General features: G+C 44.3%; 8 protein-coding genes and 1 other annotated feature. Of the genes, 1 reads left to right on the top strand and 7 read right to left on the bottom strand.

Annotation, left to right across the window (positions count from 1 at the left end):
* Positions 1-11: 11 nt before the first annotated feature.
* On the bottom strand, positions 12-1,784 hold the full coding sequence (aspS, locus tag AB5I83_RS00815; RefSeq protein ID WP_448972161.1) for an aspartate--tRNA ligase: 1,773 nt from the start codon (positions 1,782-1,784) through the stop codon (positions 12-14).
* Positions 1,785-1,797: 13 nt separating this feature from the next.
* Positions 1,798-3,075, bottom strand: coding sequence for a histidine--tRNA ligase (hisS, locus tag AB5I83_RS00810; protein ID WP_448972160.1), 1,278 nt, complete (start codon positions 3,073-3,075; stop codon positions 1,798-1,800).
* A 177-nt stretch (positions 3,076-3,252) separates the two neighbouring features.
* Positions 3,253-3,490, bottom strand: a binding site (T-box leader).
* Positions 3,491-3,915: 425 nt separating this feature from the next.
* On the opposite strand from hisS, the gene AB5I83_RS00805 reads away from it, so the two are divergent.
* Positions 3,916-5,685: an SH3 domain-containing protein gene (locus AB5I83_RS00805; RefSeq protein WP_448972159.1), complete on the top strand. Its 1,770-nt coding sequence runs from the start codon at positions 3,916-3,918 to the stop codon at positions 5,683-5,685.
* 540 nt (positions 5,686-6,225) lie between these two features.
* Here AB5I83_RS00805 and dtd read toward each other — a convergent pair.
* The 5 genes from dtd to AB5I83_RS00780 all read right to left on the bottom strand — a co-directional run bounded on the left by dtd (position 6,226) and on the right by AB5I83_RS00780 (position 12,535).
* A complete protein-coding gene (dtd, locus tag AB5I83_RS00800) occupies positions 6,226-6,666 on the bottom strand; it encodes a D-aminoacyl-tRNA deacylase (protein WP_448972158.1) in 441 nt (146 codons plus the stop codon).
* A 34-nt stretch (positions 6,667-6,700) separates the two neighbouring features.
* The gene (locus AB5I83_RS00795; RefSeq protein WP_448972157.1) at positions 6,701-8,893 is read right to left on the bottom strand and encodes a RelA/SpoT family protein; all 2,193 of its coding nucleotides are present in this window, start codon (positions 8,891-8,893) and stop codon (positions 6,701-6,703) included.
* Positions 8,894-9,197: 304 nt separating this feature from the next.
* Positions 9,198-9,710: an adenine phosphoribosyltransferase gene (locus AB5I83_RS00790; RefSeq protein ID WP_448972156.1), complete on the bottom strand. Its 513-nt coding sequence runs from the start codon at positions 9,708-9,710 to the stop codon at positions 9,198-9,200.
* Positions 9,701-12,067 (bottom strand): single-stranded-DNA-specific exonuclease RecJ, encoded by a 2,367-nt coding sequence (recJ, locus tag AB5I83_RS00785; RefSeq protein WP_448972155.1) that lies wholly within the window; start codon positions 12,065-12,067, stop codon positions 9,701-9,703. The genes AB5I83_RS00790 and recJ overlap by 10 nt, the downstream gene beginning before the upstream one ends.
* Positions 12,068-12,220: 153 nt before the next feature.
* Positions 12,221-12,535: a LapA family protein gene (locus tag AB5I83_RS00780; protein WP_448972154.1), complete on the bottom strand. Its 315-nt coding sequence runs from the start codon at positions 12,533-12,535 to the stop codon at positions 12,221-12,223.
* Position 12,536: the final 1 nt, after the last annotated feature.

The raw sequence follows: 12,536 nt of genomic DNA, 5'->3' as shown, positions 1-12,536 counted from the left end.
ACTGGATATTACTAGTCTTTTTTAACATTTAGTGACAAGTGCAATTCATCAAGCTGTGATCCGCTTACCTCACCAGGAGCATCTGTCAAAAGATCGCTTGCGCTTGCTGTCTTCGGGAATGCAATGGTATCGCGCAGGTTTGAACGGCCAGCAAGAAGCATAACCATCCTGTCAAGGCCGAGAGCGATCCCACCATGTGGAGGCGTTCCATATTCGAATGCCTCTAGCAGGAATCCAAACTGTTCGACTGCCTGTTCCTTTGTGAAGCCAAGGACAGAGAACATTTTTTCCTGAATGTCTCTTTCAAAAATCCTTAGAGATCCGCCGCCTAGTTCATAGCCGTTCAGTACAAGGTCATATGCCTGTGCCTTGACACTTGCCGGATCACTTTCCAGTAAAGGCAAGTCTTCGCGCGCTGGCATCGTGAAAGGATGGTGAGCAGCGAAATAACGATCTGCTTCCTCGTCGAACTCCAATAGCGGCCAATCTGTGATCCAAAGGAAGTTGAATTTGCTCTGGTCAATGAGGCCAAGCTCTTTACCAAGCTTTAAGCGCAATGCTCCAAGTGCATCTGCCACCACGGACATTTTATCTGCAACGAAAAGAAGGAGGTCTCCAGCTTCGACTTCAAGCTTTGTCTTGAGCGCCGTTTGCTCTTCTTCCCCGAAAAACTTGGAGATAGGCCCTTTAAGTCCATCTTCTTCCGCTTTCAACCATGCAAGGCCTTTAGCGCCGTATACAGATACAAACTCTGTCAAAGCGTCGATATCTTTTCGAGAGTAGTTCGCTGCCGCACCTTTAACATTGATTGCCTTTACCTGACCGCCATTTGCGACTGCTGAAGCGAAGACTTTGAACCCTGATTCCTTCACCGTTTCTGAAAGGTCAACCAGTTCCATGCCAAAACGAGTATCAGGCTTATCAGAACCAAAGCGGCTCATTGCCTCTTCATAGCCCATGCGAGGGAATGGCTCTGTCACATCCAGGCCTTTTACATCCTTCATGACCTTTTGCATCATTTTTTCAGTAAGGCCCATGATTTCTTCCTGGCTCATGAAGCTTGTTTCAATATCGATTTGTGTGAATTCCGGCTGGCGGTCAGCTCGCAAGTCTTCATCGCGGAAGCAGCGGGCAATCTGGTAATAACGCTCAAAGCCGCCAACCATCATCAACTGCTTAAAAATCTGCGGTGATTGTGGAAGAGCGTAGAATTCACCCGGGTGTACCCGGCTTGGTACCAGATAGTCACGAGCTCCTTCCGGTGTGCTTTTAGTCAAAATTGGTGTTTCTATATCAAGGAAGCCTTCTCCGTCTAGGAAGTCACGAATCGCCTTTGTTACCTGATGCCTCATCTTGAATGTTTCGAACATGACCGGACGACGGAGGTCAAGATAACGATATTTCAAACGGACATCTTCTGATACATCTGTTTTATCAGCAATCACGAAAGGCGTCGTTTTCGCTTCGTTGATGATTGTAAGCTCTTCAGCCTGGACTTCGATTCTTCCAGTCTTTAGATTTTCATTGACGCTTCCTTCGCTGCGGGCAATGACCGTTCCTTTCACATCAAGAACGTATTCTGTACGCACCTTCTCAGCGAGTGATAGCGCCTCTGGTGACACATCAGGATTGAAAACAATCTGGACAAGTCCTGTCCTGTCACGCAAGTCGATGAAAATCAGACCGCCAAGATCCCGGCGTTTCTGCACCCAGCCTTTCAACGTTACCTTTTCACCGATAGCCTCTTCCGTTACTTCACCGCAAAAATATGATCTCCCAAACATCGAAACTCCTCCTCTACTTACAAATATCCTTGAATTTTTCAATGAAACTCTCAAGCGGCAGTTGAATTTGTTCCCCATCCGCCATTGATTTCAGGTTAATTTTCTTCTCTTTTAATTCGTCCTCACCAAGCACTGCCACATATCTTGCATTCATTCTGTCAGCAGCCTTGAATTGAGCTTTGATTTTACGATCCTGATAGTCTCTTTCCGCAGAGAAACCTGCCATTCTCAAATTGTGGAGCAAACCAACAGTATAATCCTTGGCTTCATCTCCCAATGCAACGAGGTAGCAATCGATTCCTTCATTAACAGGAAGCTCAACACCCTCTGCATCCAATGCTGCAAGCAATCTTTCAATACTCAAGGCAAATCCAATCCCAGGTGTTTCCGGTCCGCCGATTTCTTCGACAAGGCCATTGTATCTGCCGCCGCCGCAAAGAGTCGTGATTGCGCCAAAGCCTTCAGCATCGCTCATAATTTCAAAGGCTGTGTGGTTATAATAATCCAAGCCGCGCACTAGATTCGCGTCGACCTCGAATTCAATCCCAAGATCAGTCAGGTACTTTGTGACTTTATTAAAATATTGAGCAGAGTCATCTGTCAGATAATCGATGATGGATGGAGCTGATTTCATTAATTCGTGGTCACGGTCTGCCTTGCAATCCAGGATACGCATAGGATTTTTTTCTAAGCGGTTCTGGCAGTCACTGCAAAATTCTCCGATCCGAGGTTGAAAATGGCTGACCAAAGCATCCCTGTGAGCTTTTCTGCTTTCCTTATCACCCAGACTGTTTACGACCAGCTTAAGCTTTTTCAAGCCAAGTTCCTTATACAGAGACATGGCAAGGGAAATCACCTCAGCATCGATTGCTGGATCCGCGCTTCCCATCGCCTCGACACCAAACTGGACAAACTGGCGGAAACGTCCAGCCTGCGGGCGTTCGTAGCGGAACATTGGTCCCATGTAATAGAGTTTCACTGGCTGATTAGGACTTCCAAACATTTTATTTTCGACAAAAGATCGTACAGCCGCTGCCGTGCCTTCAGGACGAAGCGTCAGGCTGCGGTCACCCCTGTCAGTGAATGTATACATTTCTTTCTGGACGATATCCGTTGTATCTCCAACGCTTCGTTTGAATAAATCTGTATGCTCGAAAATCGGTGTCCTTAATTCCCGATATTGATATCTTTCACAAAGTTCTCTCGCCTTCACTTCAATGAGCTGCCATTTCTCTGTCTGGCCTGGCAAAATGTCCTGTGTTCCGCGTGGGATATTGATTTGATTAGACACAGTGCATCCTCCTCCATTCATTTCAAATCATTTTTATAGGCATTTTTACTGTTCTCGTTACTTAAACCTGAGCAGGGCTTAACGCATAAAGCCCTTTTTAAAAAGCAACACACTATGCAAAACCAGCCTTATGTAAAAAAAAGAATACAAAAAAGCCCCCAATCCCTTGCCATAATAACAAGGGACGAGAGCTTTGTATTCCCGTGGTGCCACCCTAATTGAAGCGCATGAATGCACTTCCTCTTTAACAGTTAACGCCTGATTACGTCTTCTTCTAATGATGGGACTGCCCATGTTCAAAGAAAATCCTACGGAGTGTTCATTCACCAAGTCATCATGCAGAAATGCTTTCAGCCAAGGCATTTCCTCTCTTTTCACGTGTTTCACGGCTACTATGCTCCATCAACGGTATGTTTTCTATATAACATTTTATTTATATTATAATACGGAGTCCAAATGGCCTTGTCAAGCACAATTCAAGAACGTTCAATCTGTTTTTTAAGTTTTCTAACATCACGGAGAGAAAGCCCAAATTCCGAAGCTAATTCTACTGTGTTGGCGCTCTGTTCTTTCTGGATAAAATCGTGGAAATCGACTCCGAATAATTGATTCTCCCCGAAAGATGCAGAATTTCCTTTTTCACTGAACCGCATGGTATCACCTTCCAATGTTTATTGCTTACTATTCTTCCCATCGACTGTGAAATTTTTTCATGTTTTTTGATATTCTTTTTCACTTGATATTTTTTCAATCAATACCGATATAAGAGAAAAGTCCTCGTGATTTTAACGGAAAAATCAGGTAATATATTTTTATAGAGAATGAGAGGGAGGGAGATCATTGCCCAGAAATAAAATGGTTCCTGTCATCCTTTGCTTGATGCTCATTTTTGGGAGCCTTCCAGCTTTTGATTCTGCTCAAGCCGATAATGGGAGCGTCTCCATCACGGCTACGAGCTTGAATGTACGATCAGGGCCTGGACTAAGTTATCCGATATCAGGGTCAGTGAAAAAGGGAGAAAAGTATTCGATTATCAAGAAAGAAGGCGATTGGATCCAGATCAGCCTTGGCGGCAGCAAGAAGGGATGGGTTGCCGAGTGGTTCACTGCTAAGGAAGCGCCCACGTCTGTAGCTTCACCAGCTGTTTCATCAAATTCCAACGGTTCAGGAAGCGTCACCGTCAATGGCTTGCGAGTTAGAAAAGGCCCGGGCACCAATCACCAGGTAGTAGGCTCGTTTAACAGTGGACAAGCTGTCGAAATCCTTAGCTTCAACGGGAATTGGGCAGAAGTGCGCACGAGTAGCATACAGGGTTGGGTTTCAAAGGAATACATATCTGTAAAAGAGAGCAAAGCAACTGAAGCGCCGGCAGTCAGTAGTAAAACAAGCGGGACGGTAACGGCTACCTCCTTGAATGTAAGGGAAAAGCCTTCATTGAACGCTGCAAAAGTAGGACAATTAAATTATGGCGCTGCAGTTACAGTCCATTCCCAGTCCAATGGATGGGCCGAAATTACCTACTCAGGAAAAAATGCCTGGGTAAGCGCTCAGTATCTGAAAATTGGCGGAAAATCAACTCCAGACAACGGAAAGCCGTCAATCCCTGTTGACCAGTTCACAGGGACGGTAACAGCTTCACAGCTGAACGTCCGTGATAAGAACTCGTTGAATGGAAGCGTGGTTGGTTCAGTTTCGAAGGGGCAAAGCTTCAAAATTCTCGATGAACAAAACAATTGGGTCAAGATTGAGTACAAGCCAGGCAAAACAGGCTGGGCAGCTGGCTGGTTTTTCGAAAAGAAGAAAAACGGGTCAGCAGCGGCACCTAGTCAGTCCGTTCAAAACAGCAGCGTGTCTATGCTCCATAATGGGACAAACATACGCAAGGGCCCTAGCACAAGCACAGCCGTCATTTTCCGGGCGAATCAGGGAGACAGCTTTGAAATCCTAAGTGCCGAAAAAGATTGGTACAAAATCGCACTGCCAAATGGCTCTAGCGGGTTTGTAGCAGGCTGGATCGTTTCTGTACAAGGAACTGCACCGCAGATAGAGAGACCCGGAGCAGAAAAGCACACAAAAAATAAAACAATTGTCATAGACCCAGGGCACGGCGGGCGGGATAATGGAACAACTGGTGTAAGAGGAACTTTGGAAAAGACGCTCACCTTGAAAACAGCCCAGCTTCTATACGACAAACTAAGAGCTGCCGGCACAAACGTGATCTTAACGAGGAACAATGATCATTATATTTCACTTGCGTCAAGAGTCAGCAGCTCCCATTACCATAATGCCGACGCATTTATCAGCATCCATTACGATAGCATCAACGACCGGTCCGTCAGGGGCATGACGACATACTACTATAATTCAAAACAAAAACCGCTGGGTGAACAAATTCACTCAGCTGTAGTCAGCAAAACAATGTTGAAGGATCGCGGCACCCGATTTGGCGACTATCACGTCATTAGGGAAAACAAGCAGACGGCCGTCCTCGTGGAATTAGGTTATTTAAGCAATCCTACTGAAGAGGTGCTTGTCAACACACCTCAATATCAGGAAGCAGTAGCTAACGGGATATTTGAAGGACTTGCCCGCTACTTTAAAAATAATTAAGCACGGTTCCCGGACTGAAGACACCTAACTGTCTTCAGTCTTTTTTCTGTGTGAAGATAAGGGAATAACTTTCTTTACCTATATGATTGGAGGGTACTAACTCTTAATTTTTGAAAAAGGTACTCTTATGTCTCAACAAATTGACACATAAGGATGCCGTTCAATTTGATAGATCCCCTTATGCCTTCATTCACTGACTCATAAGGGTCCCGTTCCCCTCGTTAGATACCCTTATGCCTTCATTCACTGACTCATAAGGGTGTCGTTCCCCTCGTTAGAGACCTTTATGACTTCATTAGCTGACTCATAAGGGTGTCGTTCCCCTTGATAGATACCCTTATCACTTCGATCACTGACCAATAAGGGTGCCGTTCCCCTCGCTAGATACCCTTATGCCTTCATTCACTACCTCATAAGGGTGTCTTTCTGCTCGATAGAGACCTTTATGACTTCATTCACTGACTCATAAGGGTGTTTTTCCGATCGATAAGTCCAGTTATACTAAAAAAAGAATCCCACTCTTGGGATTCTTTTTTGGACTTATTTACTATCGATAATCAATGTAACAGGACCGTCATTTGTCAATTGGACGTCCATCATGGCGCCGAATACACCGGTTTCGACCTTGATTCCTTTTTCGGCAAGGAAGGTGTTGAATGCTTCATATACAGTTTCTGCATGGTCTGGCTTTGCTGCATCCATGAAGTTAGGGCGGCGCCCTTTGCGGCAGTCACCATACAGGGTAAACTGGGAAACGGAAAGAATCTCTCCTCCTACATCGAGGAGGGACAAGTTCATCTTCCCTGCTTCATCTTCAAATACCCTGAGATTGGCAGCCTTTTCGGCAAGAAAAGTTGCATCTTTTTCGGTATCATCATGGGTAACACCCACAAGGATGACAAATCCTTTGTCTATGGAGCCTGTTACTTCCCCATCAACTGTCACTTTTGCTTCTTTGCTTCTCTGTATCACTAAACGCATCAGTAATCTCCTTACACTTTTCGAAAAAATGGGTTTAACTCATTACCCTTCTGACAGCATAGATGTCCGGAATTTGCTTGATCCGGTCGACGACTCTTTGCAGGTGGCTGACATTATGGATGGCGATGGACATATTGATAGTTGCCATTTTATTTTTGTCAGATTTCCCGGAAACGGCGGTGATATTGGTTTTAGTTTCATTGACGGCCTGCAGGACTTCGTTCAGCAAGCCCCTGCGGTCATAGCCGCTGATTTCAATATCAACATTATACTCCTTGCGGTCATTCAAGCCGGTCTCCCATTCTACTGGAATCAATCTGGCCTGGGCATCCTCCGTGTGGATGTTCGTGCAATCAGAACGATGGACTGATACACCCCTGCCTTTTGTGATAAAACCTACAATATCATCCCCAGGTACAGGGTTGCAGCAGCGGGATAACCTGATCAACAAATTATCAATGCCCGACACCCGAACACCAGACTCCCGCTTTTTAGCAGGTGTAAATGATTTAAGCTCGGAGACAGCATTCGAAATATCCTTTTCCTGTTCCAGGTCACGCTGCTTGCGGAGCTTTTCTGTCAGCCTGTTCGCAACCTGCAGGGCTGTTATTCCGTTGTATCCAATGGAAGCAAACAGATCTTCTTCATTGGTGAAATTGTATTTCTCCGAAACCTTTTTCAGGTTCTCAGATGTCAAAATTTCTTTTACGTCAAAATCCATATTGCGGATTTCTTTTTCTAATAGCTCCCGGCCTTTTTCAACATTTTCGTCCTTCTGCTGCTTCTTGAAGAATTGGCGAATCTTGTTTTTGGCCTGGGACGTCTGAGCAAGCTTCAACCAATCCTTGCTCGGTCCATAGGAATGCTTCGACGTGAGGATTTCAATGATATCCCCCGTCTTCAGCTGGTAATCGAGTGTGACCATCTTGCCATTCACTTTGGCGCCAATCGTTTTATTGCCGATTTCAGAGTGAATCCGATAGGCAAAATCGATTGGTACGGATCCTGAAGGCAATTCGATGACGTCGCCTTTAGGAGTAAAAATAAATACCATATCCGAAAAAAGGTCGATTTTCAGAGATTCCATGAATTCTTCCGCATTCGCAGTGTCATTCTGGAATTCAAGGATTTCCCGGAACCATGATAGCTTCGTTTCAAAGTTTGATGCTTCCGTTGGCTTGCCCTCTTTATATGCCCAGTGGGCGGCAACCCCGAATTCAGCAATCCTGTGCATTTCATCTGTCCTGATCTGGACTTCAAGCGGATCACCTTTCGGACCAATTACCGTAGTGTGCAGTGATTGGTACATATTCGGCTTTGGCATCGCAATATAGTCTTTGAAACGGCCAGGCATCGGTTTCCAGCAAGTATGGATGATTCCCAGGATGGCATAGCAGTCTTTTATGCTGTTGACGACAATCCTGACAGCCAGCAGATCATAGATTTCATTGAACTGCTTGTTCTGCAATACCATTTTACGGTAGATGCTGTAAATATGCTTCGGCCTCCCTGAAATTTCAGCCTTGATTGAAACTTCATTCAGCCTTTCCTTTACTTCGTCAATGACTTCATCAAGATATTGCTCGCGCTCCGCCCTTTTCTTTTTCATCAGGTTGACGATGCGGTAATATTGCTGGGGATTCAGATAACGAAGAGCTGTATCTTCAAGTTCCCATTTGATTTTTGATATACCAAGCCTGTGGGCCAAAGGCGCGAAAATTTCCAGTGTTTCATTGGAAATCCTGCGCTGTTTTTCACTCGGCAAATGCTTCAATGTCCTCATGTTATGAAGACGGTCAGCAAGCTTGATCAAGATGACACGTATATCCTGAGCCATTGCAACAAACATCTTGCGGTGATTTTCCGCCTGCTGCTCTTCATGCGACTTGTACTTTATTTTACCAAGCTTCGTAACGCCATCAACAAGCATAGCCACTTCGTCATTGAAGGCCACTCTAATATCATCAAGAGTTACATCCGTATCTTCGACGACATCGTGAAGAAAACCAGCAGCAACCGTCGCTGGGTCCATCTCCAGGTCGGCCAGGATGCCTGCCACCTGAATTGGGTGGATGATGTACGGTTCACCCGACTTTCTGAATTGATCATGATGAGCCTGTCTGGCGAACTCATATGCCTTCTTTACCAATTCAACATTTTCATCATTCAAATATGATTTTGTACAGTCAATGACTTGTTCTGCGGTCATTACCTGGTCATTCGCCATAGGATCACCTTATTTAAATTTCTTTATATTAACCCGCATTTTCTCTCCAGCGGGAACCAAGGACAAAAAAGTGAAGATCCTCTATATTCAATAATTATTCTTATAAAGGATTGTTACTATTATCAAAGAAAAAATCGAAGATGTAAAGAGAAAGGAAGAGATTTTACAGCAGAAATTAAAAAAATTGTCGAAAGATATTTTATTTCGATTAATAATAGGCTGTTCTCTCATTGGTTATCACTTTTTGTACATGGTCTGTTTTTCTATAAAAAAAGGGCACTTCGCAATGAAGCACCCTGTCAGATTAATATTGCATCAAGGTTAAAATATCATACCCATCCAGCTTATTACGGCCATCAAGGTAAGTAAGTTCAATCAAGAAGGCGATTCCTGCCACAACTCCACCTAGTTCTTCAACTAGCTTGATCGTTGCTTCAATCGTTCCGCCAGTTGCCAGCAGGTCATCGGTAATCAGGACTCTTTGTCCTGGCTTGATCGCGTCTTTATGGATCGTCAAGACGTCACTGCCGTATTCAAGACCGTAGTTGACCTTGATTGTCTCGCGTGGAAGCTTTCCTTCTTTTCTGACAGGAGCGAAACCTACTCCATGTGCATAGGCAACCGGGCAGCCAATAATAAAGCCGCGTGCTTCAGGTCCGACTACAAGATCAATTTGCTTTTCACGGGCATAGGACACGATTTGGTCTGTTGCATATCTATAAGCATCGCCATTGTCCATTAAGGTTGTGATGTCCTTAAATTTAATGCCGGGCTTTGGCCAATCGGGAACGATTGTTACAAATTGTTTCAAATCCATTGAATAATTGCCTCCTCATTTTTCACCGACTCTTGAATGAACTGGTCAAACCAGTTCTTCAATTGCTCATACGAAGAGTAGAGCAACTCATTTTCAAGAGTGAATGCTTGCACCTTGTGCTGATATGTTTTGGATTCAGTCAGATCCCTTTTGGGGACATTTTCTTCTAGTGAAATAAACCCATTGTTTATTTTAACAAAATCTAGTTCAAAAAACACCTGCGACATGAAATCTACTGTTTCTTTTGTCCACCCTCTATGCTTGGCCAGGTCGTCGCCATACCGTTTTAGATCAAATGGACCTTTTTTGGCAAGGAATGCGTAGAACCATTTGAAGTGTTCACGGGTTGGCATTGTTGTGAAGAAATCACTGCTTTCTTTATAAAAGTGGACATATACCCTTCCCGGATTTTTACCGGAAAATAAATTCTCCAGTATCTCCTTGGAAGGAGGCAGATCCAATAGAACAACATATGATTGATCAAGTTCGATTTGTTGAGCCTGGTCATCGGCAGTAACGACTTCCAACGAGTCTCCGATAATAGGTGAAAACTTATTTTTCAAAACAGGATTAAAGAGAATCCATTTGATATGATCCCCTGGAATCATGTCAGGAAGTTTTTCCAATCTTTTAAGTCCGCGGAAATCGAATAGCTGCCAGGATTTGACCGCTACATCCCTGAGAAAAATCTGCGGCTTCTTGATATTGTTCCATTCATTGATGGACAGTTCGCCAATGACCGATAGCTTTGAGCTAGGTGAAATATGATCATGAAGATGGCCGAATCCGAATCCGATCCCATCAATCACAGTACCTTCCTCTTCCAGCGCCAGCTTAAGATGTGACTGATCTGCTCCTATCTTTCTCAGGGTTGAAATATTAGCTTCATTAATCATGACCTTTGGCTTAGGATTGCTCACACCATATGGAGAAAGCATTCCAAGTTCATTTATTGTTTCAATCGTAATCTCTTTAACTTCAATACTGGCATCGATATGCGATACCGGAACTAAATCTTCCTCTTTAAGCTGCTCTTTTGCGAGTGAATTCAATCTTGCCCTTAAATCATCCACATCGCTTAAATTCAATGTCATGCCCGCAGCCATTGGGTGCCCGCCAAAATGCGGCAGAATATCCCTGCAGGTTGATAGATTTTTAAAGAGGTCGAAACCGGCGATACTGCGTGCTGAACCCTTGGCAAGTCCCTTTTCATTGTCAAAACTAAGAACAATCGTTGGACGGTAGTATTTTTCAACAAGCTTGGATGCTACAATCCCAATGACTCCTGCGTTCCAGCCTTCTTTGCCAACGACTAGGACTGAATTATCATGAATTGGATAATTCATTTCTACTTCAGCAACTGCTTCTTCGGCAATTTGTGAGACTATGTTTTGACGCTCTTTATTGATTGAATCTATTTCTTCCGCAAGCATCATCGCTTCTTCCGGATCTTGTGTCATCATCAATTGCACGGCAGGATCCGCGCTGCCAAGTCTCCCGGCTGCGTTAACCCTCGGTCCAATCATGAACCCGATCGTTTCTTCATCTATGGAAGCTCTATCAGTCTTAGCGAGTTTAAGCAGCGCATTCAAACCATGCGTCTGGCTCGACTTCAATTTCTCTATTCCCTTCATGGCAATCAGCCTGTTCTCTCCCATGAGAGGTACAAGGTCTGCAATTGTCCCGATAGCCGCAAACTCCAGCAAATGCTCAGGGATCCTTCCTAGCAGCGCATGGGCAACCTTAAAAGCGACGCCGACGCCAGCCAAATCCTTGAAAGGGTATACACTGTCTTCCAGCTTTGGATGGATGATCGCAAATGCATCTGGCAAGACCGGTCCAGGTTCATGGTGATCCGTGATAATCAAGTCGATGCCTAACTCTTTGGCAACAGTTGCTTCATGAAGAGCAGAAATGCCCGTATCGACAGTGATGATCAATCCAACTCCGCTGTCTGCGGCACTTCGGAATGCTTTTTCATTAGGACCGTATCCTTCTGTAAAACGGTTCGGTATGTAGTAGTCGGCGTTTGCCCCAAGCTCATCAAGGGCTTTCATCATGACCGTCGTACTGCTCACACCATCTGCATCATAATCACCAAATACTAATATGGGCTCCTGCGTTTCGATAGCCTCATTGATCCGCTCAACCGCCTTATCCATGTCCTTCAGCAAAAAAGGATCATGGAATTCGCTTTTTTCTCCAAATAAAAAATACCGGGCATCTTCCACGGTATCCAGTCCGCGATTGACTAGCAGAGAAGCAGTCAGATGAGTTATGTTCAAATCCTTGGCGAGTGAATCTATTATTGTCTGGTCGGATTTTTTTACAATCCACCTTGATTTTGGCTTTAACATACGTTCACCTCTCAGCTTTTTCATTATACAAAAGCAGCGAGAGTGTTTCAATGACAATGAATGCTAATAGGGGGCTTTAGTGCCGTGGGATGAATGTTTTAGTAGCAAATATATTAAAATGGCAGCATATTGAATGCTGCCATTTTAACCGGTTTAATGGATATCTTCTATTTGATGCTGTGCTGAGTCTTCCTGGGTTGTTTCTTTTTGCGCCAGCTGCTCTTCTAAGGTTTTGTTTTTCTTCCTCAATGATTTTACTTCGCGTTGAAGCACAAACATCCTGAACAGGCCGACAGAGCCAACAATGATGCCGCCCATCAATACAGAACCCAAGATAACCAATATTAACGGCCATTCAGATTCCCCGAATAAATAGTTTACTGTTACTGAGTCGACATTGATGACGGCAAAGACAGCGACAATCAATGCAAAAGCAAGTCCCAGCAACAATGTCCATTGAAACTTCATA

This window comes from Mesobacillus sp. LC4 (genome assembly GCF_053543455.1).
The sequence above is the reverse complement of the archived record's forward strand: the minus strand, read 5'-3'. Positions and strand labels throughout refer to the sequence as shown.

Bases quoted from the DNA above. Each gene is read 5' to 3' on its own strand.
- aspS (WP_448972161.1), bottom strand. From the start codon at position 1,784: ATGTTTGGGAGATCATATTTTTGCGGTGAAGTAACGGAAGAGGCTATC.
- dtd (WP_448972158.1), bottom strand. From the start codon at position 6,666: ATGCGTTTAGTGATACAGAGAAGCAAAGAAGCAAAAGTGACAGTTGAT.
- AB5I83_RS00795 (WP_448972157.1), bottom strand. From the start codon at position 8,893: ATGGCGAATGACCAGGTAATGACCGCAGAACAAGTCATTGACTGTACA.
- AB5I83_RS00790 (WP_448972156.1), bottom strand. From the start codon at position 9,710: ATGGATTTGAAACAATTTGTAACAATCGTTCCCGATTGGCCAAAGCCC.
- recJ (WP_448972155.1), bottom strand. From the start codon at position 12,067: ATGTTAAAGCCAAAATCAAGGTGGATTGTAAAAAAATCCGACCAGACA.
- AB5I83_RS00780 (WP_448972154.1), bottom strand. From the start codon at position 12,535: ATGAAGTTTCAATGGACATTGTTGCTGGGACTTGCTTTTGCATTGATT.